At 70.1% G+C, this 24,584-nt stretch carries 18 protein-coding genes, 1 pseudogene and 1 riboswitch; of the genes and pseudogenes, 10 read left to right on the top strand and 9 right to left on the bottom strand.

Annotated features, from left to right (window positions below; all coding sequences use genetic code 11):
- Positions 1-79: 79 nt before the first annotated feature.
- Positions 80-271, bottom strand: coding sequence for a hypothetical protein (locus tag ACVBEQ_RS19205; RefSeq protein ID WP_447154904.1), 192 nt, complete (start codon positions 269-271; stop codon positions 80-82).
- 241 nt (positions 272-512) lie between these two features.
- On the opposite strand from ACVBEQ_RS19205, the gene ACVBEQ_RS19200 reads away from it, so the two are divergent.
- The 7 genes from ACVBEQ_RS19200 (at position 513) to ileS (ending at position 8,912) form a co-directional block, all read left to right on the top strand.
- Positions 513-1,160: a nitroreductase family protein gene (locus ACVBEQ_RS19200; protein WP_447154903.1), complete on the top strand. Its 648-nt coding sequence runs from the start codon at positions 513-515 to the stop codon at positions 1,158-1,160.
- Positions 1,161-1,444: 284 nt separating this feature from the next.
- On the top strand, positions 1,445-2,683 hold the full coding sequence (gene ftsZ / locus ACVBEQ_RS19195) for a cell division protein FtsZ (RefSeq protein WP_447154902.1): 1,239 nt from the start codon (positions 1,445-1,447) through the stop codon (positions 2,681-2,683).
- An 82-nt stretch (positions 2,684-2,765) separates the two neighbouring features.
- Complete coding sequence (gene pgeF / locus ACVBEQ_RS19190) at positions 2,766-3,509, top strand: peptidoglycan editing factor PgeF (RefSeq protein WP_447154901.1); 744 nt, start codon at positions 2,766-2,768, stop codon at positions 3,507-3,509.
- Between the two features lie 181 nt (positions 3,510-3,690).
- A complete protein-coding gene (locus tag ACVBEQ_RS19185) occupies positions 3,691-4,338 on the top strand; it encodes a cell division protein SepF (protein ID WP_447154900.1) in 648 nt (215 codons plus the stop codon).
- 115 nt (positions 4,339-4,453) lie between these two features.
- Positions 4,454-4,753 (top strand): YggT family protein, encoded by a 300-nt coding sequence (locus ACVBEQ_RS19180; RefSeq protein ID WP_447154899.1) that lies wholly within the window; start codon positions 4,454-4,456, stop codon positions 4,751-4,753.
- Positions 4,754-4,817: 64 nt separating this feature from the next.
- Complete coding sequence (locus tag ACVBEQ_RS19175; RefSeq protein WP_447154898.1) at positions 4,818-5,447, top strand: DivIVA domain-containing protein; 630 nt, start codon at positions 4,818-4,820, stop codon at positions 5,445-5,447.
- A gap of 306 nt (positions 5,448-5,753) precedes the next feature.
- Positions 5,754-8,912, top strand: coding sequence for an isoleucine--tRNA ligase (gene ileS / locus ACVBEQ_RS19170; RefSeq protein ID WP_447154935.1), 3,159 nt, complete (start codon positions 5,754-5,756; stop codon positions 8,910-8,912).
- 38 nt (positions 8,913-8,950) lie between these two features.
- Here ileS and ACVBEQ_RS19165 read toward each other — a convergent pair whose 3' ends face one another.
- From ACVBEQ_RS19165 to ACVBEQ_RS19145, 5 genes and pseudogenes are all read right to left on the bottom strand, one after another.
- The gene (locus ACVBEQ_RS19165; RefSeq protein WP_447154897.1) at positions 8,951-9,385 is read right to left on the bottom strand and encodes a TA system VapC family ribonuclease toxin; all 435 of its coding nucleotides are present in this window, start codon (positions 9,383-9,385) and stop codon (positions 8,951-8,953) included.
- Entirely contained in the window at positions 9,385-9,612 is a 228-nt protein-coding gene (locus tag ACVBEQ_RS19160; protein WP_447154896.1) for an antitoxin, read from the bottom strand. The genes ACVBEQ_RS19165 and ACVBEQ_RS19160 overlap by 1 nt, the downstream gene beginning before the upstream one ends.
- Before the next feature lie 133 nt (positions 9,613-9,745).
- Positions 9,746-12,079: a 5-methyltetrahydropteroyltriglutamate--homocysteine S-methyltransferase gene (gene metE, locus ACVBEQ_RS19155; protein ID WP_447154895.1), complete on the bottom strand. Its 2,334-nt coding sequence runs from the start codon at positions 12,077-12,079 to the stop codon at positions 9,746-9,748.
- 128 nt (positions 12,080-12,207) lie between these two features.
- Positions 12,208-12,405, bottom strand: a riboswitch (cobalamin riboswitch).
- 186 nt (positions 12,406-12,591) lie between these two features.
- A pseudogene (locus ACVBEQ_RS19150) lies at positions 12,592-14,771 on the bottom strand (MMPL family transporter).
- Positions 14,772-15,009: 238 nt separating this feature from the next.
- On the bottom strand, positions 15,010-18,516 hold the full coding sequence (locus ACVBEQ_RS19145; RefSeq protein WP_447154894.1) for a BTAD domain-containing putative transcriptional regulator: 3,507 nt from the start codon (positions 18,514-18,516) through the stop codon (positions 15,010-15,012).
- Positions 18,517-18,654: 138 nt separating this feature from the next.
- On the opposite strand from ACVBEQ_RS19145, the gene ACVBEQ_RS19140 reads away from it, so the two are divergent.
- Positions 18,655-19,329, top strand: a complete 675-nt coding sequence (locus ACVBEQ_RS19140; protein ID WP_447154893.1) for a hemerythrin domain-containing protein — start codon at positions 18,655-18,657, stop codon at positions 19,327-19,329.
- A 119-nt stretch (positions 19,330-19,448) separates the two neighbouring features.
- Here ACVBEQ_RS19140 and ACVBEQ_RS19135 read toward each other — a convergent pair whose 3' ends face one another.
- The 3 genes from ACVBEQ_RS19135 to ACVBEQ_RS19125 all read right to left on the bottom strand — a co-directional run bounded on the left by ACVBEQ_RS19135 (position 19,449) and on the right by ACVBEQ_RS19125 (position 22,471).
- Positions 19,449-20,297 carry an NAD-dependent protein deacetylase gene (locus tag ACVBEQ_RS19135; RefSeq protein WP_447154934.1) on the bottom strand — a complete coding sequence of 283 codons (849 nt, stop codon included), beginning with the start codon at positions 20,295-20,297 and terminating at the stop codon, positions 19,449-19,451.
- Positions 20,298-20,438: 141 nt separating this feature from the next.
- Positions 20,439-21,653, bottom strand: coding sequence for a cation:proton antiporter (locus tag ACVBEQ_RS19130; protein ID WP_447154892.1), 1,215 nt, complete (start codon positions 21,651-21,653; stop codon positions 20,439-20,441).
- Positions 21,654-21,781: 128 nt separating this feature from the next.
- Positions 21,782-22,471 (bottom strand): iron-dependent transcriptional repressor DtxR, encoded by a 690-nt coding sequence (locus ACVBEQ_RS19125; protein WP_447154933.1) that lies wholly within the window; start codon positions 22,469-22,471, stop codon positions 21,782-21,784.
- Between the two features lie 109 nt (positions 22,472-22,580).
- Here ACVBEQ_RS19125 and ACVBEQ_RS19120 point away from each other — a divergent pair, with 109 nt between their 5' ends.
- Both ACVBEQ_RS19120 and ACVBEQ_RS19115 read left to right on the top strand, forming a co-directional pair.
- Complete coding sequence (locus ACVBEQ_RS19120; protein WP_447154891.1) at positions 22,581-23,471, top strand: sulfurtransferase; 891 nt, start codon at positions 22,581-22,583, stop codon at positions 23,469-23,471.
- Between the two features lie 22 nt (positions 23,472-23,493).
- A complete protein-coding gene (locus ACVBEQ_RS19115; RefSeq protein WP_447154890.1) occupies positions 23,494-24,492 on the top strand; it encodes a quinone oxidoreductase family protein in 999 nt (332 codons plus the stop codon).
- Positions 24,493-24,584: the final 92 nt, after the last annotated feature.

Below are 24,584 nucleotides of genomic sequence, written 5' to 3'. Positions count from 1 at the left end.
TCATCGTCCCCCGCGGTCGGCTCGTGCGGCGCCGGGTTCGTCACCGCCCGCCCAGCGCTCGGTTCCCTGTCGTCATGCGTCAGGTCGATCGGCCGCGGCGCGCCGCGAACAGGCCGAGACCGAGTCCGATGACGACCATGACGGGCCCGATCACCGCCCAGGTCCGCTCGCCGGTCATCCCGCTGCCGCCGACGATTCCCAGGCCCTGCAGGGTGAACAACCCGCCGAGGACGATGAGCACTGCCGCGATGACCCACAAGAGGTTCTTCATCTGCCGCTCCAGGTGTCGGGTCCTCCCCGATGGTTGCACGCTGGTGGCACGGCTCGGATCCTGCCGGGTGCGGGTCGGGGTGGTCGGGGCGCGGGTTGGGGTGGTCGCGGAACGTCGGGTCGCATAGAGCACCTCGACGTTCCGCAGTGGCCGTGGAGGTGTGCGACGCCGCAGCACGTGGGCGGCGCCCGGGCGGTACGGTCCGCGTCACGCCCGCCTCGCACGACATGAGGACGGCCGAATGTGTGACGAGAGAGGAAGCGCCGTGCCGGACTTCGACCATGTGCTGACCACCACCCGCGCCGTCCGCCGCCGGCTGGATCTGGAGCGCCCGGTCGAGCCCGCCGTGATCACCGAGTGTCTGCGGCTCGCCGCACAGGCGCCGACCGGCGGTAATGCCCAGGGCTGGCGCTTCATGGTCGTCACCGACCCGGACCTTCGCTCGGGCGTTGCCGAGTACTACCGCAAGGGCGCCGCTGACTATCTGGCCGCCGGGGTGGCCCGGGCGAAGACAGACTCACAGCGGCGCGTGGCGCAATCGTCGGTCCACCTGATGGAAAACCTGCACCGCGTTCCGGTGCACGTCATCCCGTGCATGAAGGGCCGGCCGCCGGAGGGGGAGAGTCAGGCCGGTTACTACGGGTCGATCCTGCCAGCCGTGTGGAGCTTTGCGCTGGCGCTGCGCTCTCGTGGTCTCGGTTCCGTCTGGACAACGCTGCATCTCGCCCACGAGCGAGAGGTCGGCGAGCTGCTCGGGATCCCACCGAACGTCACCCAGGTCGCGCTGCTGCCAGTGGCCTACACCATCGGGACGGACTTCAAGCCGGCGTCCAGGTTGCCGATCGAGCGCTTCACCTATTGGAACCGGTACGGCCAGACCGAGCAGTGATTCGCCCCCGGCCGGAGCCGCGATCTGTCGGCGGGCCGGCGGGCGGCGGCCGCTCGCGGTGCCGACGGCGCGCGGCTGACGAAATGGCAACAAAACTGCGCGCCACACCGGCGCGCCTGCGGGGTGTCGCGCAGACCCCGACCTACTTTCAATCCCAGCACTACCTGACATAACTATAACTGTCCGGTTGAGGTTGAGACTTCGACACGCCGGGCGGTTGACCACAGATTCGTGCGGTTCCGCACGGATCAGCAGGACCGGATCGAGCAGAAAGGCTCAGGCGAATGACGCCACCGCACAACTACCTGGCCGTCATCAAGGTCGTCGGCATCGGCGGCGGTGGTGTGAACGCCATCAACCGGATGATCGAGGTCGGCCTGCGTGGGGTCGAGTTCATCGCGATCAACACCGATGCACAGGCCCTGCTGATGAGCGACGCCGACGTCAAGCTCGACGTCGGCCGCGAGATGACCCGCGGACTCGGTGCCGGGGCCAACCCGGACGTCGGCCGGAAGGCCGCCGAGGATCACCGCGAGGAGATCGAGGAGGTGCTGAAGGGTGCCGACATGGTCTTCGTCACCGCCGGGGAAGGCGGTGGAACCGGGACCGGCGGCGCACCGGTGGTCGCCTCGATCGCCCGCAAGCTGGGCGCACTGACCATCGGTGTCGTCACCCGGCCGTTCGCCTTCGAAGGTCGCCGCCGCGGCGGCCAGGCGGAGAGCGGCATCAAGGAACTGCGCAACGAGTGCGACACCCTCATCGTCATCCCGAACGACCGGCTGCTGCAACTGGGCGACAGCGGTGTCTCGCTGATGGACGCCTTCCGGTCCGCCGACGAGGTGCTGCTCAACGGTGTCCAGGGCATCACCGACCTGATCACCACCCCTGGCCTGATCAACGTCGACTTTGCGGACGTCAAGTCCGTGATGGCCGGCGCCGGCACCGCCCTGATGGGCATCGGTTCCGCCCGCGGCGAGGGACGCGCGATCCAGGCCGCGCAGAAGGCCATCAACTCGCCGTTGCTCGAGGCATCGATGGACGGCGCGCACGGCGTGCTGCTGTCCATCGCCGGTGGCTCGGACCTCGGACTGTTCGAGATCAACGAGGCGGCGTCACTGGTCCAGGAAGCGGCACACGAGGACGCGAACATCATCTTCGGCACCGTCATCGACGACTCGCTGGGCGACGAGGTGCGGGTGACCGTCATCGCCGCCGGGTTCGACTCCACGCCGTCGGTGCTGCCGCCGAGCATCGACCAGCGGGCCCGTGCGGCCGCCGAACGTGGCACCAACGGTGCGACGAACGGCTTCTCGCAGCAGCAGCCTGCCGCTCGTCCCGCTCAGCCGCAGTACGCGGCGGCGCCCGCTCCCGCGCCCCGTCCGCCGGTTCCCGCGTACCAGCAGCAGGCACCGGTCAACCAGTACGGGTCGGCACCGGCGTACCAGGGTGTCCCGGCGCGCAATCCGCGGCAGGCCGACCTGGACGATGACGACGTCGATGTGCCGTCGTTCATGAAGCGCTGACGCCGCACGAAGGTCGGATAGTTTGAACCGCATGACGTCCGGAACGCCTGCCACAGTGGGTGTTCCGGGCGTTCGGCGTCTGATGACCACCCGCAGCGGTGATGAGGCGGGCGGTGGCGTGTCGATGCCCCCGTACGACAGCTTCAACCTCGGCGGAGGGGTCGGCGACGACCCAGCCGCGGTGACGGCAAACCGGGAGCGGCTCGCCGCAGCCGCCGGGCTGCCGGCGGACCGGATCGTCTGGATGCGTCAGGTGCACGGCGCCACGGTGACCACGGTGACGCTGCGGCACGGGCGTCCCGGCCCCGATCCGCTGCCGGACACCGACGGGATCGTCACGGCAGACCGCGGTGTCGGGCTGGCGGTGCTGGTCGCGGATTGCGTGCCGATCCTCGCCGCCGATCCGGTCGCCGGCGTCATCGCCGCTGTGCATGCCGGACGGCGCGGCGCGGCGGACGGGATCGCGGTCCGTGCGGTGCAACAGATGATCACGCTCGGCGCCGCTCCGGAGCGGATCGACGTACTGCTCGGGCCGGCGATCTGCGGCGCCTGCTACGAGGTGCCGCGCGACATGAGGGATGAGGTGGACGCTGCGTTACCCGGTTCCGCCTGCGTCACCGAGCGAGGTACGCCCGGGCTCGACCTGCGCGCAGGGCTCGCCGCCCAACTGCGCGAGAACGGTGTCGCCGCAGTGGTTGTCGACCCGCGATGCACCGCGACAGATCAGGACCTGTTCAGCCATCGGCGCGGCGCACCGACCGGCCGGCTCGCAGGATTGATCTGGATGCCCGACCCTGCAGCGCCCAGCGTGCAGCGCACGGCGTGAACCGCGGCAGACCCGTGACCCAACCGGGTGTGTCGCACCGCTGTCGCCTCCACGGCGGGCGATAGCCTGACCGTCAGGCGTGGAAAACGGTTCGCACGGCATGTGTTTGCGCGGGAGCCATCGCACGTGACCTGTAGTGAACGAGCTTGTAGCGAATGACGGCGGAAGGATCAGGACGACAATGGGATCATGGCGCAAGGTGGGGGCCTTTCTCGGACTCGTCCCTGACGAGGGGCGTCGCGACGAGTACGGCGACGAGTACCACGACGCCGACGGGTATCGCGACGACTACGCCCGGGACCCGCGGTCGGCCGAGTACGCCGATGACGACTACGCCGGCGATCCGCACGGCAGCCACCCGGACAGCCCCCATGACCCGTACCAGCCGAAGGGACCGCGCTCCATGTCGACCGGTTATCAGGACGAGCAGTTGACCCACGGGGCGCTCGCCGTTCAGCCGCGGCCGGACCTGCGCCGCGACGCCGAGTCGACCGGAGCGATCCGGCCGGTCACCGTGAAGCTCACCGGCTTCAGCGAGGCCAGGGTGATCGGCGAGAAGTTCCGAGAGGGCAAGCCGGTGATCCTGGACATGACCGACATGGACGACGCCGGTGCGCGTCGACTCGTCGATTTCGCCGCCGGTCTCGCGTTCGCGCTGCGTGGCTCGATCGACAAGGTCACCACCAAGGTCTTCATGCTGCTCCCGCCGGACACCGACATGGCCGACATGCCGTCCTATGAGCCCGCTCACGCCGGCTTCCAGGGCGGGTTCGCCGAGCCGGCCGGTCGTGAGCGCGCTGCCTACGCCAACGCCCGCGTCGGTCGCTGACCTCGTTCTCTGACAACGCGCAGCACCCCACGGTGCTGCGCGTTGTCGGCTTCCCGGGACGATCGCAAACGGATGGTGGTTCCCGACCGTCCGCCGATCAGGTAAAAGTGGAGTGGTGAATATTCTCTGGCAGGTGGTCTACCTGCTGCTCTGGCTGTTCCGGCTGGCGCTGCTGGGCAGGATCGTGATCGAGTTCGTGAGGGTGTTCGCCCGGACCTGGCGCCCTGCGGGCACTCCCGCTGTGGCCATGGAACTGCTCTATTCGAGCACCGACCCGCCGGTCAAGCTGTTCCGGAAGATCATCCCGACCGTCAAACTCGGCGGCGTCGGCTTCGACCTCAGCATCGTCGTCCTGCTGATCCTGGTCTACGTCCTCATGGAGGTCGTCGCCCGGCTTGCCGTCGCGGCGCTCTAAGATGCCGTGGGTCCGGACGTCCGGATGCAGTTGTACTGAGTGAAGATCCAATGAGGAGTTGTCAATGCCGCTCACCCCAGCCGACGTGCACAACGTCGCGTTCAAGAAGCCCTCGATCGGCAAGCGAGGATATGACGAGGACGAGGTCGACGCCTTCCTCGACGTCGTCGAGGCGGAGCTGAGCAGGCTCATCGAGGAGAACAACGCCCTCAAGTCCGGCGAGGGGGCAGCCGCCGCCAGCGCCGCGGCGCCCAAGCTGGAAAAGGCCCCCGCCGAGGCCGCCCCCGCCGGTAGCGGCCACACCCAGGCCGCCAGGTTGCTCGCGCTCGCGCAGGAGACCGCCGACAAGCTGACCGAGGAGGCCCGCACCGAGTCCGAGAAGGTGCTGGCGGACGCGAAGTCGCAGTCCGAGGCGCTGCTCAGTGACGCCACCACCAGGGCCGAGGCCGCCGAGCGGGAGAGCCGGACCAAGGCGGAAGCGCTCGACGCCGAGGCGAAGGCCCGTTACGACGAGGTGCTCGGCAAGCTCGCCGGCGAACGTGTCGGGCTGGAGAAGAAGATCGCCGATCTGCGCAGCTACGAGCGGGAGTACCGCGGGCGGTTGAAGTCCTGGATCAGCGAGCAGCTGGCTCAACTGGACGGCGAGAGCACCAAGGAGCAGGCCGCCCCGGTGCTGACCAGCCCGGGGGAGTAAGCGAGATCCGTCCGGCGGGACGAAATCGGTTCCGCCGGACGTTACGCTTGTGCAAGCACGTGGCGACGACCCGGCCATCACCGGCGAGCCATTCGGAAGAACGGGACCACCGGGCAGCCGGGGTCCTCACTAGAACCGAACGGGACCGGCCCGTCACAGCCGGACGAAGAGCGGTCGGAGCCACCATCGGTGGCACCGGCAAGCGGGGTGGTACCGCGGGAGACGGCCGACACCGGTCGCATCTCGTCCCTGCAGGGCACGTGACTGCAGCGACGAGGAGTACCCGTGAGCGAGACCACCGACAACCTGTCGACCACCGGCACAACGACCGCTGCCTCCGCCACCGGCGGGTACCCCCGGGCGGGGAGCGACACGGTCACCGGGCACCCGGATTTCCCCTCGCTCGAGCGCGAGGTGTTGGCGTTCTGGGAGAAGGACCGCACCTTCGTCGCGTCCGTCGAGCAGCGGCCGGCCGGTGACAACGGGTCCAATGAGTACGTCTTTTACGACGGGCCGCCGTTTGCCAATGGCCTGCCGCACTACGGCCACCTGCTGACCGGCTACGTCAAGGACGTCGTGCCGCGGTACCAGACGATGCGCGGCCGACGCGTCGAGCGCCGGTTCGGCTGGGACACCCACGGTCTGCCGGCCGAGGTCGAGGCCGAGCGGCAGCTGGGCATCAAGCACAAGTCGGAGATCGTCGCGTACGGCATCGAGGCGTTCAACGACGCGTGCCGGAACTCGGTGCTCCGGTACACCCACGAATGGGAGGAGTACGTCACCCGGCAGGCCCGCTGGGTGGACTTCGAGCACGACTACAAGACCCTCGACACGGACTACATGGAGTCCGTGATGTGGGCCTTCAAGACCCTGTGGGACAAGGGCCTGATCTACGAGGGCTACCGGGTGCTCTGGTACTGCACCCGCTGCGAAACCCCGCTGTCCTCCACCGAAACCAAGATGGACGACACCTACCGGTCCCGGCAGGACCCGGCCGTGACGGTGTCACTGCGGTTGCGCTCCGCCGATCCACTGCTGGACGGCGTCAACGCGCTGGTCTGGACGACGACGCCGTGGACGCTGCCGTCCAACCTGGCCGCCGCGGTCAATCCCGACGTCGACTACGTCGTGGTGGAGTCGTCCGGTCCGTTCGCCGGCCGGTACCTGCTCGCTGCCGCCCGGGTCGGCGGCTACGCCCGTGAACTCGGCGAGGATCCCGAGGTGCTGGCGACCTTCACCGGCGCGCAACTGGTGGGCACCAGGTACACCCCGCCCTTCGACTTCTTCGTGGGCAGGGAGCGGGCGCACCAGATCCTCGCCGCCGACTACGTCACCACCGAGGACGGCACCGGCGTCGTGCACATCGCACCGGCCTTCGGTGAGGAGGACAAGGCCGTCACCGACGCCGCCGGCATCGAGGTCGTCAACCCGGTCGACGGGCAGGGCAAGTTCACCTCGCTGGTGCCGCCGTACGAGGGAATGCACGTGTTCGACGCGAACGTGCCGATCATCGCGGACCTCAAGGAGGACGGGCTGCTGCTCCGCAGGGACAGCTACGAGCACCCGTACCCGCACTGCTGGCGATGCGACACCCCGCTGATCCAGCGCGCGGTCTCGTCCTGGTTCGTCGCCGTGACGCAGTTCCGGGACCGGATGATCGAGCTGAACAAGGACATCACCTGGGTGCCCGCGCACATCAAGGACGGCCAGTTCGGGAAGTGGCTGGAAGGTGCCCGGGACTGGTCGATCTCCCGGAACCGGTTCTGGGGCTCACCGATCCCGGTGTGGACCTCGGACGATCCGGCGTACCCGCGGGTCGATGTGTACGGCTCGCTGGACGAGCTGGAACGCGACTTCGGGGTCCGCCCGGACGATTTGCACCGGCCCTTCATCGACGAGCTGACCCGGCCCAACCCGGACGATCCGACCGGGCGCTCGCACATGCGCCGGGTGCCGGAGGTGCTGGACTGCTGGTTCGAGTCGGGCTCGATGCCGTATGCGCAGGTGCACTACCCGTTCGAGAACGCGGAGTGGTTCGAGGACCACTACCCCGGCGACTTCATCGTCGAATACAACGGGCAGACCCGCGGCTGGTTCTACACGATGCACGTGCTGGCGACCGCGCTGTTCGACCGGCGGGCGTTCAACACCTGCATGGCGCACGGCATCGTGCTGGGCGACGACGGGCAGAAGATGTCCAAGTCCCGTCGGAACTACCCCGACGTCGGGCAGGTCTTCGAGCGCGACGGATCCGACGCGATGCGCTGGTTCCTGATGTCCTCGCCGATCCTGCGCGGGGCCGACCTCATCGTCACCGAGGCCGGCATCCGGGAGAGTGTCCGGCAGGCCGTGCTGCCGCTGTGGAACGCCTGGTACTTCCTCGCGCTCTATGCGGGCGCATCGGATCGGGTGGGGGTCTGGCGCACGGACTCGGCCGACGTGCTGGACCGCTACGTGCTGTCCAAGACCGCCGAACTGGCCTCGGACGTCACGGCGGCGCTGGATGTGTACGACATCGCCGGTGCCTGCGCGTCGGTGCGGCTGTACCTGGAGGGCCTGACCAACTGGTACATCCGCCGTTCCCGGCAACGGTTCTGGGACGGCGACGGGGATGCGATCGACACCCTGCACACCGTGCTGGAGGTGCTCAGCCGGGTGCTGGCGCCGTTGCTGCCGCTGACCACCGAGGTGATCTGGCGCGGGCTGACGGGGGACCGGTCGGTGCACCTGGCCGATTGGCCTGCGCCCGACACCCTGCCCGCCGACGCGGATCTGGTGGCCGCGATGGACGAGATCCGGGAAGTGGCCTCGGTGGCGCTGTCGGTGCGCAAAACCGCCGGCCTCCGGGTGCGGCAACCGCTCGCGTCGCTGACCGTGGCCACCCGGAACGCGGACCGCTTGCGGCCCTTCGTGTCCCTGGTGTCCGACGAGGTCAACGTCCGGTCTGTGGAGCTCACAGAGCTGGCCGACCACGACGAGCGGGTATCCCGCCGGCTGTCGGTCAACGCGCGTGCCGCCGGTCCCCGGCTGGGCCGTGACGTGCAGAAGGTGATCAAGGCGTCCAAGGCGGGCGACTGGACGGTGGCGGATGACGGCTCGGTGGTCTGCGGAGGCGTGCCGCTCGCGGACGGCGAGTACGAGCTGGAACTGGTCGCCGCCGGATCGTCGTCCGACGCGGTCGGGCTGCTCCGGTCCGGCGGGTTCGTCGTGCTGGACACGGTTCTCGACGACGACCTGCTGGCCCAGGGCGCGGTAAACGACCTGCTCCGCCAGGTCCAGCAGGCCCGCAAGGACGCGGGGCTCGACGTCTCGGACCGGATGGAGCTGACGCTGGCCGTGCCGGACGAGCTGTGGGCGGCCGTCGAGGAGCGGCTGGACACGGTCAAAGCGGAGACGCTGGCGCTATCGGTGACCCGCGCGCCGTCCGCCGACGGCTCGGTGGGTGTGACGGTGGCCCGCGCCTGACGCCCGCTTGCTGGGCCCCATGATCACCGCGGATCTGGTCAGGCGAACGGGTCGATGACGCGGATGCCGTCGAACCGACGGAAGCCGCGGTCGCGGGTGTAGATCGTCGCGACGCCGTGTGCCGCCATCATCGCCACGATGGCAGCGTCGGGAACGTCGTTGCCCGCGATCGGTGCGCCGATGCGCAGGGACCGGTAGGTCGGCCAGAATTGGTCGCCCTCACCGACCACCCGGATGCTGGGTGACGCCAGCAGCGCCTCGATTCCTCGACCTGCCGATTCAGGACTCATCGGCGTGGCGAAGATGCGCGGATGCGTGACGATCCGCAGGTAGGACAGCAGCACTGGCCAGAACAGGGTGGACAGCCCCGGTCCGGCCAGCAGGGTGTTGACGAGATCCCGCGCCCGCGGATGCTCCGGCGCCTCGGTGTTCGAGGCATAGACGAGCACGTTGGCGTCGACCGTGCTCGACATCAGGCGTCGTCCAATGCGGCCCACAGCGCGTTCTTGTCGTCGATGTCGATCCTGGCGCCGAGCGCGGCCTCGGGCCAGCTCAGGGCACTCCGATCCCGGGGCACCGACTCCGCCAGCGCTGCGGCAAGCAATTCCGACACCAGAGCCCCCAGGGTCTTGCGCTCGACCGCCTGACGCCGCTTCAGTTCCGCGAACACAACCGGGTCGATGTCGATGGTGGTTCGCATGCATCTGATGCTACACATGAGTGCATCTGATGCACGCGATGATCATGCGGCCCAGCACAGCTTCTCGCGCGTGTCATCGGCGAGTCGTGTGCTGGGCCGCATGATCATCGGGCCGTCCGGACCCGCAGCTCGGTCAGCGGCCGGTGCGCACCCGGCCCGCCGCGGCAACCAGGTTCGTCAGGCTGGCCAGCGTCTCGGGGTACCCACGGGTCTTGAGCCCGCAGTCCGGGTTCACCCACAGCCGCTCGGCGGGGAACCTCGACACAGCGGCACGCAACCGGTCCTCGATCTCGCGCTCCGACGGCACCCGTTGCGAGTGGATGTCCCACACCCCTGGCCCGACCTCGTTCGGGTAGCCGGCACTGCTGAGGTCAGCGGTGATCGTCATGTCCGAGCGGGCCGCCTCGAGACTGATGACGTCGGCATCCATCTCGATGATGGCCGGCAGTATCTCGCCGAATTCGGCGTAGCACATGTGGGTGTGGACCTGGGTGTCGTCCCGTACCGCCGCGGTCGCCAGCCGGAACGCCCTGGTCGCCCACTCGAGGTACGCGGGCCGGTCGGCGCTGCGCAACGGCAATGTCTCGCGCAGCGCGGGTTCGTCGACCTGGATCACCGCGATTCCGGCGCTCTCCAGGTCGATGACCTCGTCGCGCAGGGCCAGTGCCACCTGGGTGGCGGTGTCGGCCAGCGGCTGGTCGTCGCGGACGAACGACCAGGCGAGCATCGTCACCGGTCCGGTGAGCATCCCCTTGAGCGGTCGGTCGGTCAGGCTCTGCGCGTATTTCGCCCACTCGACCGTCATCGGCTGCGGACGCTCGACGTCACCGACGATGATCGGCGGCCGGACATAGCGGGTGCCATAGGACTGCACCCAGCCGTGGTCGGTCGCGAGGAATCCGGTCAGCTGCTCGGCGAAGTACTGGACCATGTCGTTGCGTTCCGGCTCGCCGTGCACCAGCACGTCCAGGCCCAGGGACTCCTGGGTTCTGATCACGGACCTGATCTCATCGCGCATCGCCGACCGGTAGCCATCCTGGTCGAGTCGACCGGCCCGCAGCGCGGCCCTTGCCTGGCGCAGCTGGCTGGTCTGCGGGAAGGAACCGATCGTCGTCGTCGGGAGCTCGGGTAGCGCGAGCCGGCCGGCCTGAGCGAGATGGCGTGCGGGGTAGGGACTCTGCCGTGCGAGGTCCGTGTCGGTGACCGCCGCGACGCGGGACCGCACCGATTCGTTGCGGACGATGGCCGAGTGGGAGCGCGATTCGAGACCGGCCATGTTCACCCGCAGCTCACCCGCGATCGCGTCCCGGCCGTCGGCCAGCCCACGGGCCAGCACACTGAGCTCCACGAGCTTCTGCCGCGCGAAGGCGAACCAGCGGGCCACCTGCGGGTCGAGGCCGCGTTCGGCGGCCAGGTCGACCGGCACGTGCAGCAGCGAGCACGACGCCGCGACGTCCACCGTGCCGGCCAGGCCGAGCAGGGTGCCGAGCGTTCCGAGTGCACCGGCGAGGTCGGTGCGCCAGATGTTCCGCCCGTCGACGACCCCAGCCACCAGTCGTTTGCCAGGCAATCCGCCGATTGCCGCCAGCGCCGGGAGATTGGCGGCGGCTCGTCCGGTGAAGTCCATCGCGAGACCTTCGACATCAGAGCGGGCGAGCACCGGTAGTGCGTCGCCGAGCCGGTCGAAGTAGGACGCCACCAGGATCTTCGGCCGGTCCGCGGATCGGGTCAGCTCCCGGTAGGCATGTTCGACCGCGTCCAGCACCGCTCGAGGTTGGTCGAGGACGAGCGCGGGCTCGTCCAACTGGACCCAGTCCGCCCCTGCCGCGCGGAGCAGCCGCAGCAGTTCCACGTACAGCGGCAGGACCCGGTCCAGCGCGCCGAGCGGCGAGAAGTCCTGCGGCGCGCCGGGTTCCGGCTTGGACAGCAGCAGGAACGTCACCGGCCCGACGATCACCGGCCGGGTGGTGGCATCATCCTCCGCTGCCTCCGCCAAGTCGACCAACGGCTTGGCCGGATCGAGCACGAACTCCGTCTCCGGACCGAGCTCCGGAACCAGGTAGTGGTAGTTGGTGTCGAACCACTTCGTCATCTCCAGCGGAGCCGCATCCGCGGTGCCGCGCGCCATGGCGAAATAGCGATCCAGCCGTCCCTGGACGGAGTCCACCGCGGGCACCGCCGAGCGGTGCCTGGCCGGGATGGCCCCGAGCATCCATGCGGTGTCCAGCACGTGGTCGTAGAACGAGAAGTCGTTGCCCGGCAGTTCGTCCAGACCGCCGTCGCGCAGTTCGGCCCGCCGCCGGCGGCGAAGGTCAGCCGCAGCGCCGAGCAGTTCGTCGGCGGTGCTCCGACCGGCCCAGTACGACTCGATCGCCTTCTTCAGGTCCCGGTCGGCGCCCTGCCGTGGGTAGCCGTACACCGTGGCGACCGGCCGGTGACGGCGGTCGGGGGAAGCGGATTCGGTCATGGAACTCTCCTTCGCGAGTTCTCGGGTGACGACGAGAGGGGAGCGCGACGGGCAGGTTCCGGGCAGCACACCGCGGGACGAGCACCGGCGAGGACCCACCCACGAGGTCGGATGCCACCGCCCCGTGGTCACGGGACGGGCGGCCGGCAGGTCTTCGGACTCGCGGGCACGGCCGGCACTAATGCCGACCACCTACCGGCCGTCGCTTCCCGGACCTGTGATGCGTCCAGTGCTGATGACGGCTGTCGTTCCCACTCACCGCTGCGGGGCAGTCCCGGATTTCCACCGGGTTCCCTCTTGCCTCGACCGGCTCACCGTTCCCGGTGCACCGGCCGAACCAGCTGCACGGCCACCCTAGCGCGGCTGCCTCCGCAGAAGTTGATCATGCGGCCCAGCACAGCTTCTCGCGCGTGTCGTCGGCGAGTCGGGTGCTGGGCCGCATGATCATCGGGGGGAGGGTCCGCGCGGGGGAGGATCTGCGGGGGGGCCGCGCGGGGGAGGGGCGGGACGGGTCAGCGCGCCGCGCCGGCGGCCGCCGGAACCCGCTCGTGCGCCGGCTCGGGCGTCGGCGGTTCGTGCCCGTCCACGTCGAGCCGCGGCAGGATCCGGTCCAGCCAGGACGGCAGCCACCAGTTGGCGCGGCCCAGCAGGGTCATGGTGGCGGGCACCAGCACCATCCGGACGACGGTGGCATCGATTAGCACGGCGACCGCCATTCCGACGCCCATCATCTTGACCGTCGGGTCGGCGTCCAGGGCGAAGCCGATGAACACCGCGACCATGATGGCGGCCGCGCTGGTGATGACCCGGCCGGTGGAGGCCAGCCCCGCACGACGCTGCGCCGAGGATCCCCGGTGGCCAGGTAGTCCTCGCGGATCCTGGACAGCAGGAACACCTGGTAGTCCATGGAAAGCCCGAACAGGATGGCGAACATCAGGATCGGAACCCAGCTCGACACCGGTCCGGCATGCGGCAACCCGAGAAGTTCGGCGCCCCAGCCCCATTGGAAGACCACGACCATCACGCCGTAGGCCGCGGCGACCGACAGCAGGTTCAGCACAGCGGCTTTGAGCGGGACGACGACCGAGCGGAACACCGCGGCCATCAGCAGCACGGAGACGCCGACGACGAAGGCGATCACCACCCACAGCCGATCCGCCAGTCGTTCCGCGATGTCGGCCAGCGTGGGAGTGAGCCCGGTGATCATCACGCCGTCCGGCAACTCGCTCCGCAGTCGCTGCAGGAGAACGGTGGTCGCCTGGTCCTGAGGCCCGGTGGTGGGTTGCACGACAAGAACGGCGCCGGTGCCCGCCTGATTGATCACCGGCGGCGTGACGCCGGCGACCCCGGCATCACCGCGGATCTGGCCCACCAGTCCCGTCAACTCGGTGGCCGGCACCCGGCTCAGATCCACGGCCAGCACGAACGGGCCGTTCGCCCCGGGACCGAACTCCTGCGCCACGAGGTCGTACGCCACCCGGGTGGTGTTCGACTCGGGTCGGCTGCCGGCGTCCTGCGGCCAGGTGCGCAGACCGAGAACCGGTGCGGCGAGCAGGATCAGCAGACTCAAAGCGGCCAGGGCCCACGGCCACGGTCGTCGGCCGATCCGCTCGGCCCACCGGGCCGTCACGGTGGATGTGGCCGAGGGCGCGTCGATCGCTCCAGGCACGGGCACGGACACCCCGGAAGCGGTCAGCCGACGACGCTCGGACCGCCGCAGCGCCCGGGTTCCGACGAGCCCGCAGAGCGCCGGTACCAGCGTCACCGATGTCGCCATGACGGATACCACCACCAGCAGCGTGGCCACCCCCATTGACGTGTACGACGGCAGGTCGGCCAACCGCAGGCCGAGCAGCGACACCAGGACGGTGATCCCCGCGAACAGCACCGAGACACCCGCGGTGGCATTGGCTCTCGCCGCGGCCTCGGTCACCGGCAGGCCGCGTCGCAGGCCCTCAACGTAACGGGTGACCAGTAGCAGCGCGTAGTCGATGCCGACCCCGATGCCGACCATCGTCGCGACTGTCGGCGCGGTGGTGCTGACCTCGGTGACGGCAGCCAGCAACGCGATCAGCGACGTTCCGATGCCCAGTCCGACCAGCGCCACCGCGAGCGGCAGACCGGCGGCGATGACGGATCCGAAGGCGATCACCAGGATGACCAGCGCCACGACGATCCCGACGAGCTCGGCGACACCACCCGGCGGAGCGAAGTTCTCCGGTACCTGCCCGCCCAGCCCGACCCGAAAACCGCTGTCCTGCAGGGGCTGTGTCGCGGCAGTCAGTGCGTCAACGGCCTCCGAGCCCTTGAACGAGGTGACCGGGACGTCGTAGCGCACGCCTACCAGCGCCGTGTCCGCGTCGGCCGACAGCCGCATGGGTTCCACCACGGTGACGTGCGGCAGCGTCGACAGTCGACCGCTCAGCGCCTCGATGTCCGAGGTTGGCAGTGCGCCGGTGTCGCTGCGCACCAGCACCCTGGCGTCGGCACCGTAGGCTCCCTGGAAATTGGCGTCCAGGAAGTCGCTGCCCGCCTGCGCGGGCGAACCGGCGACCCGGTAGTCATCGCGGGGCTCGCCGCCCAGCGTCATCGACAGCGTGAGGGCAATGGCCAAGACCGCCAGCCAGCCCCCGATGACGCGCCATGGTCGGGCGGCGGCTGCGCGCCCGATCCGGTACAGCAATCCACTCATCGGTCCTCCTCGGATGCGCCGACCGCCCGGATGGGCATCGGTCGTTCGCGAGGAGAATCCCGCGGTCCCCTTGACAAGCCCTTGTCGCGCACTTGCCGTCCACCTGCAGCCCGGCGACACCGACGGCGGGATCTCGATGCGCGATTCGAGATGGCGAGAATCGACGTTCGTGGGACCGGAAAGCGGCGAATATCGCCATCTGGATTCGGCGATACTGCGGTGACGAGCGTTGCGCAAACTATCGACGCGCTGACAACCCGCTGTCATCGGCCAACTCGGCCAACCGCAGGCCCGCCCGATCGATCCAGGCCTGGTTCCCACATCGCCGCGCGACGTCGAGCGCGACGGCAAAATGCTCCCGTGCCTGGGCGGGTCGTCCCAGCATCGCCGCCAGGTCACCGAGCGCGGTGTCGACCGGTCCGACGGTGAACGACCCGGTACCGGCCCCGCCCACCTGGCCCCGGTAGGTCAACAACCCCTGGTACACCGATTCGCCTTCGACCGGATCGGCCAGTCGCACGGCGATCATCGCCCGCATCGTCAGCACGAGGCACCGGAAGAAGTCGTCTCGAACGGGCCGGATTCGCAGTCGGAGCTCTCGCGCTTCGGCTGTTCGCCCGACCGCGCTGAGCGGCAGGGCCCGTAGGTCGGCGACCATGTCGGTGGCCGTGTCGACACCGCCGACGACGGTTGCCAGCTCGCCTTCCCGCTGCTGGGTGAGGCGCACCGTCAGCAGGGCGAGTGCGGTGATGCCATCGGCGTCCAGGGCGCCGCTGGAACGGAACAATTCATGGGCTCTGAGGTAGCCGCTTTCGGCCTCCTCCAGCCGACCGGTCAGGTGGGCAAGGAAAGCACGGTGGATCTGCACCGCGGACTCGGCCTGCCGCCAGTGATACCGACGGACGATGGCGTCGAGCTGTTCGATCTCCTGTGATATCCCATCGACGTCGAGCACGACGGCGCGATACTGAAGTTCCATGTGATGGCCGAGAAGGGCGAACACGGCCAGCCCCGGATGCTCTCCGATCTCTTGCAGTTCCGCGCCGAGCAGCCGCCTGTGGTCGGGGTTCTCGTCGGCCGCGGTCACCCAGCTCCGGGCATGCAGCGCAAGACCGATCAGCACGGGTTCGCCCAAACCCCTGGCGATCTGCTCGGCCTCCCGTGCTGCGGCCACAGCCCGGTCAACCTGCTCGCCACTGATTTCGGCGACCAGCGCGCACAGCAGCTTGCACCGCACGACGTCGTCCACGACGTCGGTCTCCGACCAGCTCAGGGCCCGCTCGATCAGCGTCGTGATCTCGGTGTCGACCATGCCGTAACGGCGGACGATCCACGGCGTCGGCAGGTCCCACGCCGTGAGCACCCGAACCAGCAGAGCCGGTCGTCCGTCCCGGTCGGCGAGCCGGATCGCCTCCCGGCGGGATTCTGGCGCAGCCATCGAGTCACCACCGGCGATCTGCGAAAGGTTGAGCCGGGCAAGGATTTCCACCCGTTCGCCGACCTCGTCGCTGCCGCCATCCGCTGTCGGGACACGGTCCAGGTCGGCCAGCGCCTGCGCGTACAGCGACGCGGCGGTCTCATGGGCGTAGCGGGACACCGCCTGATCGGCGGCCCGCACCGCGGCGTCGACCGCCGGTCGCGCCGTGGCGGTCGTCCCGGCCTGGTGGAAGTGGTGGGCCAGCGCCGCGAACTCCTCGGGATGCAGCTCCGCCAGCGCCGCGCCGACGCGGGCATGCCAGCGGCTGCGGCGCAATCGGGGCGCATCGTCGTAGAGCGTGTCCCGCACCAGGACGTGGGCGAACCGGACCGCACCCGGCGCCGGCTCGGTGAGCAGCCCCGCGAGCACACCGGCCTCCAGGGCATCGAGCACGGTCTCCTCGTCTGCCTCCGCCGCGCGAACCAGGACGTCGATGTCGACGTCCCGGCCGACGACTGCGGCCAGCCGCAACACCGACACACTGACCTCGGGGAGGCGGGCGAACCTGCGCCGCAACACATCCCGGACGCCTTCGGGGACCTTCGACCGGGCAACCAGGTCACCCTCGCTGCCGAGCAGCCGGGCGCTCTCCGTCAGGTAGAAGGGGTTGCCGCCGGTGCGGTCGATCAGTGCGGACAGTGTCGCCGGGTCCGGTTGGACGCCGACCACCGCGCGAACCAGCCGGGCGGCCTGCGCCGGATCGAAACCGCCGAGCGAGAGACGGGTCGGCGACAGAGCGGCGAGACGGGCAAGGGTGTCCCCGAGTTGGGCCGGCGCGTCCGCGGGCCGGTAGGCGGCGACGAGCAGAAGCGGCCCGGTCGCGCTGGATGCCACCGCTTCCACCAGGGCGAGCGTCTCGGAGTCGGCGCGGTGCAGGTCGTCCAGCAGCACCGCCAGCGGCTGTCCGTGGGATGCCGTCGACACGTAGCTGGTGACCGCTCGGCTCAACAGGAACCGTCCGAACGATGCGTCCGCCTCACGGGGCGCCGCTCCCTCGTCCAGCAGCGGCGCCAGCGCGGCCGTCAACCCACCGGGATCGACGTCCGCCGCCAGATGGCGAAGGGCTTCCACCCATGGCCAGGCCGGCGGCGCACCGGCCGACTCCGGGCACCGACCGACGATCACCCGCCATCGGTCGGCGGCCAGCTCCCGGCCGAACCGATCCGCCAACCGTGACTTGCCGGCCCCTGGTTCGCCGGCGAGCAGCACCACCCGGCTCTCGGATTTCTCGATCGCCTCGGCGGCCACCGAGTGCAGAGTGTTGAGTTCGGTGTCCCGGCCGACGAACTCGACGCGGTCGCGATCATCGGCCGGCCCTGGCCGCGTCGCGCTGGGCGCCGGAGCCTTTGGGCCGCCGCCGTCGACGAGAGCTGGCCGGTCGGCCGGTGAGCGCGTCCGATGTCGCTCCGGAAGGACCAGGCGCTGAGCGAGCACGTCGGCCTCGACCTTCAGCAACGCGGGACCGGGGTCGACGCCCAACTCCTCGGCCAGCCGAGCCCTGGCGCGCCGGAGTGCCTGCAGGGCGTCCGCCTGCCGACCGCCGGCATACAGCCCCATGGCCAGCAGCCGCCAGCCCTCCTCCCGCAGCGGGTGGGCCCTGGTCAGTTCCTCGGCGGCCATCACCGCTTCGTGGGCGTCGCCGGAGCGCAGAACCGCCTCACACCAACGCTCGGTGGCGACGACACGAAGTCCTTCGAGCCGAGCTGCCTCCGGCTCCGCCCAGGGCTCGGCGGCGAACTCCCCGAACGCGTCCCCGCGCCACAGGGCCAGCGCCTCGTCCAGCAGTTCCCGCTCGCTGGCCGTCCCGGGCTGCTCCGCCGCGCTGCGCACCAACGCCTCGAACCGCCAGGCGTCCACCGCGTTGGTGGGCACCCGGATCGCGTAGCCGGGCGGTTCGCTGACCAGCACGGTCGCCGGCGTCCGCGGCGCCCGGTCCGGCTCGAGCGCCCGGCGCAGATGCGAGACGTAAGCCTGCAGGGCGCCGATCGCCTGTGGCGGCGCCTCGCCCTGCCACAGATCCTCGACCAACCGGTCCACCGAGACCACCTGGCCACGGGCGACGAGCAGCAGCGCGAGCACGCTGCGTTGACGGGGTCCGCCGAGGTCGGCGGGCACGGGGTCGGCCGGCGCGGGGCTCGCTGGCACGGGGCTCGCTGGCACGGGGCTCGCCGACGCGGGGCCCGCAAGCACGGAATTGGCCGACATGGGGTCGCCGTCACCGGCGGACAGGGTCGCCCCAAGTGCGCCGAGAACGGTCAACCGCAGCATGACCGCAGAGCGTATCGCCCGAATCGGGCAGAGCCTCAAGTCTTTTGCAAGTGCCTCGTCAGCGAGGTCGGCGACGGTATCGGCATCGGACACCAGCACACCCGCCGGGAATCCGCCCGTTCACTCGAGGAGGACCTCATGACGTTCGCGATCGGCACGGCACGCCCGGACACCTGGGAGATGGTGTTCGCCCACAACAGCTTTCGCCGGCATCTCGGCGCGCTACCCGACCTCATCCGGAACGTGCCCGATGGTGACGTGCAGCGTGCGGGCACCGTCGTCGAGTTTCTCGACGAACTCGTCAAAGGTCTCCACCACCACCATGAGGCAGAGGACGAGTTGATGTGGCCGCTGCTGCTGGAGCGGGCGCCGATGGACAGCGTGATGATCCTGCGGATGGAGGAGCAGCACGAGCGGATCGGCGAGCTCTACCAGCGGGCCGCCGGCCTCGCCGCGGATTTCGCCGCGGCCGCCGACCCGGTCCACCGCGCCGAACTCGCCGATACCGTCGCGGACCTGGTCGAGGTGCTCGGCGTCCATCTGCAGGAGGAGGAGGCCGAGATCCTGCCGCTGGTGGAGCGGGTCATGACGGTGCCCGAGTGGGAGGCGGTGGGGGAGCGCGCGCGGGGCTCCATGCCCAAGGAGCGGCAACTGGTCTTCCTGGGCTTCCTGCTGGATGCGAACCCGCCCGAACTGAATCGGGCGTTTCTGGGTCGCCTGCCGTTGCCGGCCCGGGCCGCCTGGAAGGTGCTGGGCCGCCGGGCTTTCGCGAAGGAGTACCGGCGTATCTACCTGGCGGACCCCGCGCGCTGAGGCCTCGAACCGGTGGTGATCATGCGGCCCAGCACGGCTTCTCGCGCGTGTCGTCGGCGAGTCGCGTGCCGGGCTGCATGATCAACGCAACCGGCGCGCGGGACGCGAACGGCGCGCGGTCAGGTCAGCCGATCCGCCAACGCGGCCAGCGTCTCGGAACAACCGGCATCCACCCGGACGGTCGCAAGCGGATCCCCACGCGTGACGCCGCGGTTGACGATCACGATCGGGATGCCGCGGCGGGCGGCGTGCCGGACGAACCGCAGGCCGGACATGACTGTCAGCGAGGAGCCGGCGACGAGCATCGCCTCCGCATCGTCGACGGTCCCGAAGGCAACCTCCACCCGGTCGCGGGGGACGTTCTCGCCGAAGAACACCACATGGGGTTTCAGCACCCCGCGACAGCTCCGGCAGTCCGCGAGCCGAAAGTCGCCGGTGTCCTCCAGGTCGACGTCGCCGTCGGGTGCGGTGCCGACGTCGACCTGCCGGCCGAAGTCCGGGTTGAGCTCGGTGAGGCGTTCATGCAGCTCCACCCGGGGACTGATCTCCCGGCAGCCCAGACACAGCACCTCGTCGATCCGGCCGTGCAGGTCGATGACGGGCCGGGCGCCCGCCTCGCCGTGCAGGCCGTCGACGTTCTGGGTGATCACCGTGCCGACGGCACCGCAGCGCTGCAGTGTCGCGACTGCCCGGTGGCCGGGGTTGGGGCGGGCCGTCCCCATCCGCTGCCAGCCGAGATGGCTGCGCGCCCAATACCTCTGCTGTGCCCGCGGACCGGAGACGAACTCCTGGTACGTCATCGGCGAGCGGGGTGGACTGTCCGGACCGCGGTAGTCGGGAATCCCGGAATCGGTGCTCAGGCCGGCCCCGGTCAGCGCGACGATCCGCTTGCCGGCGAGCAGTTCGGCCGCCCGGCCGGCAGATCCGAGCGGTGCACTGGGGCAGCCGGTGCGCGGAGTGGCGGCGATCGGGGTGGCGGCGATCGGGGTGGCGGCGATCGGGGTGGCGGCGATCGCCTGGGCGGCGACGGGGTGGGCCGCGATGGGGTGGGCCGAGGTCACATTCCGAGGGTACGGACCCGCAGCTCCGACGAGCCAGCACCAACGTGCTCAGCCCTCTTCGACCACGCTGTCGTCCAGGTCCGGCGGCTTGACGGCGCCGTCCGGCGCCTTCCGATGCTGGCCGAGGCCTAACAGCGGGAACAGCAGCACGGACAGCATTCCCGCCCCGACCAGTGAGGCGGCGGTGGCCGCGGCCAGGTCGCCGCTGTCCACCCCGATCGCGGTCACCGCGACGATGATCGGTAGCCCGGTGGCGGTGAACAGGACGATGGCGCGCTTGTCCGCGGCAGCCGAACCCCGCGGGGCCGTCAGCAGTCCCGACACACCGCGGATGACCAGCAGCAGGATGACGAACACCGGCAGCAACAGCAGCGCCGAGGTGCTCGCCAGCAACGCGTCGAGGTCGAACGTCACCCCCGTGTTGATGAAGAACACCGGCACCAGGAAGCCGAAGCCGACGGCCTCGAGCTTGGCGTCGACGATCTCGGCGTCGGCCGGCGTCGCACCCGAGAGCAGCAGCTTGGTGATCACCCCGGCGGCGAAGGCGCCGAGCAGCATGTCCAGGTCGAGGTAGATGCTCAGGGCCACCAGACTGAGCATCAACAGGATCACCAGCCGGACCGCGAACTGTCCGCTGGTCCGCAGGCTGGCCGTGATGAGGGCCTGCAGGCGGGGATGCGCGCCGCGGCCGGCGAGGTAGATCGCGACGGCCGTCACGCCGACGAATCCGATCAGGACGACGGCTGCGATGCCGGGATCACGCCCGGACAGGAACAGCGAGATCGCGATCAGCGGACCGAACTCGCCTACCGCGCCGATGGCGATCACAGCGCCGCCGAAGGGCGTCTGGAGCTCTCCGGCGTCCCGCAGGATCGGCATCAGGGTGCCCAGCGCCGTGCTGGTCAGGGCGACACCGATGAAGACCCCGGCAGCCGCGGTCGGCGCCAGCAGGACACCGACGGCCACACCGACTACCAGCGAGATCACCCAGCCGAGGATCGAACGGTTCAGCGGCCGTCCCTTGATCCGGCGGAAGTCGATCTCGTTGCCGGCCAGGAAGAACAACATCGCCAGGCCCAGATCCGCCAACTGGTTGGTGAACTCGGTGGGCTCCACCCAGCCGATGAACGACGGGCCGATCAGGATGCCGAGCACGATCTCGAAGACGACCAGCGGGATCCGGACGAAGCGGGCGAGCGACGCGGACAGGAGTGGCGCGAGCACGGCGGCCGCGGGTATCGCCACGAGCGTCGAAATGGTCACCGGGTTCACGCGACCTCCGCAGTGCCGACGGGTCCCCGCGTCTCACCCGCGGTTTGTCCGGATGATCATGCCTCAGCGGACCCGGTCGGAGGTCCCTTTTCGGCTGATCTCAGTCCCGTCGAACCAGGTCAGGCGGCGGGGCGGACGTGGATGCCGTGCGCGATGTCGGCCGTCAACTCGGTGCTGCGGGTGCCGTCCAGGGCGACCATCGCGTTGCCGCGAACGGAGAACTCGAGCACCGCACCGGGAACCACGCCGCCGCGGTGCAGCCGGTCCATCACGGTGGGCTGGTTCTGGACGATCTCGATGATGCGGCGCACCTCGTACCGGCCACCCCGGCCGGCGGCCACATCGGCACCGATCAGATCAAGGTGGGTTTCCTGGACACCCTGCGCCGGGTCGCCCAGGTGGTCGAGGCCGGGAATCGGGTTGCCGTACGGCGAGGTCTGCGGGTGCCCGAGGAGGGCGATCAGCCGCTGCTCGACCTGTTCGCTCATCACGTGTTCCCAGCGGCACGCCTCGACGTGCACGTCCTGCCATTCGAGCCCGATGACGTCGAGCAGCAGTCGCTCGGCGAGCCGGTGCTTGCGCATGACGGAGATGGCGCGGTCGCGTCCCAGGTCGGTCAGTTCGAGGTGGCGGTCGTCGGAGACGACAAGCAGGCCGTCCCGCTGCATCCGGGCGACGGTCTGGCTGACTGTCGGGCCACTCTGATTCAGCCGCTCGGCGATGCGGGCCCGGAGCGGGACGATGCCTTCCTCTTCGAGTTCGAAGATCGTACGCAGGTACATCTCGGTCGTATCGATCAGGTCGTTCACGCTGGCGGTCCCCTTCTCGGCCATGCTGATACTACCGGGCGGGCGCCCGGGGACCGCTCCGCCGGAGCCGCCCTGCCCGAACCGGAGGGGGCACCGGAGAATGCGCAGGATGTCCGACACGAACCCGCTGATCTCCGCCGACGAGCTGGCCGCCCGGCTCGCCGGAGGGCGCGACCCGGCCCCGGATGGCCCGGCGCGTCGTCCATTGCTGCTCGATGTCCGGTGGACGCTGGCCGGCAGCGACCGGGACGCCTACCGCCGTGCGCACCTTCCCGGTGCGGTCTTCGTAGACCTGGATCGAGAGCTCGCCGGCCCTCCCGGCGCGGGTGGCCGGCACCCGCTGCCCGAGCCGGCCGATCTGCAGCGGGTCTGGCGGGCCGCCGGGATCAGCGACGGCTCGACGGTCGTCGCCTATGACGGCGGAAACGGGCTGGCCGCCGCCCGCGCGTGGTGGCTGCTGCGCTGGTCGGGGCTGCGGACGGTGAGCGTCCTCGACGGTGGCCTGCCGGCCTGGACCGCGGACCCCGCCCGGCCGGTGGAGGTCGGCGACGGTCGGGCGCCGGCGCCGGGATCGATCACTGTGGCGCCCGGCGGCATGCCGGTGGTCGAGGTGGATGACGCGGCGGATCTGGCGACGTCGGGCGACGGCGTGCTGGTCGACGCCAGAGCGGCCGAGCGTTTCCGCGGTGAGGTGGAGCCGGTGGACCCGGTCGCGGGCCACATCCCCGGATCGGTGAACCTCCCGGTGACCGGGCTGCTCGGCCCGGACGGCAGGTACCGGCCAGCACCGGAGATCGCCCAGGAGTTCGCGGCGATCGGGATCACCGGATCCGAGACGAGCACTGCGGGACCGCACCGTGCCGCCGCGTCCTGCGGGTCCGGCGTGACGGCCTGCCAGCTGATCCTGGCCGGCGAGCTCGCCGGGCTCCACCTCGCCCTGTACCCGGGTTCATACTCGCAGTGGTGCGCGCTGGGACGTCCGGTGGCGACAGGCGGCTGAGCGTCGCGGAAACGGAGATCGCATGCGGGCCATACAGATCCAACAGTTCGGCGGCCCGGAGGTCCTCCAGGTCCGGGAACTGCCGGATGCCGCGCCCGGACCACAGGACGTCGTGCTCGCGGTCGAGGCGGCCGGCGTCAACCGGGCGGACATCCTGGTCCGAACCGGCCGCTACCACCGGGCCGGGCAGCCCCCGCTGATCCTCGGGGTGGAGGCCGCGGGCACCGTGCTCGCGGTCGGTTCGGACGTCGGCGACATTGCGGTCGGCCAACGGGTGGTCGCGCTGGGCGAGACGAATGCCCCCGGTTTCTACGCCGACCGCGCGGTCGTCATCGCCCGCAAGGTCGTGGCGATCCCCGATGCCGTCGACCTGCGGGCGGCCGCTGCGTTGCCGACCGCCTGGTTGTCGGCCTGGTACTGCCTGCACCGGCTGGCGGAGATCCGCGCCGGTGAGGTCGTCTTCGTCCCCGCGGCGGCCAGCGGGGTCGGGAGTGCCGCCGTCCGGATCGCCCTGGACGCCGGGACGACCGTCATCGCCACCGCCGGATCGGCCGAGAAGGTCGCCTGGGTCTCCGAACTCGGAGCGCAGCACGTCCTGGACAGCTCGACCGCGACCGGCGACACCCTGACCTCCCAGGTCGCCGAATTGACGGGCGGCAAGGGGGTTGACGCCGTCCTCGATCTCGTCGGCGGGCCGGTCTTCGCCGACGCTCTGCGGGTGACCGGCTACGGCGGCCGGGTGGTCGCGATGGCGAACGTGGCGCTCGCCCCGAGCACCGTCGACACCAGGGACTTCTACCCGAAGAACGGCCGGATCTTCGGCTTCCAGATCAACGCCCTCATCGAGCACGGGTACGACCCGCGGCCTGACCTCGCCGAATTGCTGTCCGCGGTGGCGGCCGGGCGGTTCACCGTCGACATCGACGCCGTCTTCCCGTTGGACCGGGCGGCGGACGCCCACCGGCATCTGGAGCGGCGGGCCAATCGCGGCAAGGTGCTGCTCGGTGCTGATGCGGCCTGACGGAAACTGACGGGCGGCCGGCAGTCGCCGAGGGGTCCGAAACACGGTTGCGTGCACCGTGTGGAGCGGTCGGCGGGGTTGGCACTAGCCTG

This window comes from Nakamurella sp. GG22 (assembly GCF_052976845.2).
This window is presented reverse-complemented; position numbering and strand designations above follow the sequence as displayed.

Bases quoted from the DNA above. Each gene is read 5' to 3' on its own strand.
- ACVBEQ_RS19205 (WP_447154904.1), bottom strand. From the start codon at position 271: ATGAAGAACCTCTTGTGGGTCATCGCGGCAGTGCTCATCGTCCTCGGC.
- ACVBEQ_RS19200 (WP_447154903.1), top strand. From the start codon at position 513: ATGTGTGACGAGAGAGGAAGCGCCGTGCCGGACTTCGACCATGTGCTG.
- ftsZ (WP_447154902.1), top strand. From the start codon at position 1,445: ATGACGCCACCGCACAACTACCTGGCCGTCATCAAGGTCGTCGGCATC.
- pgeF (WP_447154901.1), top strand. From the start codon at position 2,766: ATGACCACCCGCAGCGGTGATGAGGCGGGCGGTGGCGTGTCGATGCCC.
- ACVBEQ_RS19185 (WP_447154900.1), top strand. From the start codon at position 3,691: ATGGGATCATGGCGCAAGGTGGGGGCCTTTCTCGGACTCGTCCCTGAC.
- ACVBEQ_RS19175 (WP_447154898.1), top strand. From the start codon at position 4,818: ATGCCGCTCACCCCAGCCGACGTGCACAACGTCGCGTTCAAGAAGCCC.
- ACVBEQ_RS19165 (WP_447154897.1), bottom strand. From the start codon at position 9,385: ATGTCGAGCACGGTCGACGCCAACGTGCTCGTCTATGCCTCGAACACC.
- ACVBEQ_RS19160 (WP_447154896.1), bottom strand. From the start codon at position 9,612: ATGCGAACCACCATCGACATCGACCCGGTTGTGTTCGCGGAACTGAAG.
- metE (WP_447154895.1), bottom strand. From the start codon at position 12,079: ATGACCGAATCCGCTTCCCCCGACCGCCGTCACCGGCCGGTCGCCACG.
- ACVBEQ_RS19145 (WP_447154894.1), bottom strand. From the start codon at position 18,516: ATGCTGCGGTTGACCGTTCTCGGCGCACTTGGGGCGACCCTGTCCGCC.
- ACVBEQ_RS19140 (WP_447154893.1), top strand. From the start codon at position 18,655: ATGACGTTCGCGATCGGCACGGCACGCCCGGACACCTGGGAGATGGTG.
- ACVBEQ_RS19120 (WP_447154891.1), top strand. From the start codon at position 22,581: ATGTCCGACACGAACCCGCTGATCTCCGCCGACGAGCTGGCCGCCCGG.
- ACVBEQ_RS19115 (WP_447154890.1), top strand. From the start codon at position 23,494: ATGCGGGCCATACAGATCCAACAGTTCGGCGGCCCGGAGGTCCTCCAG.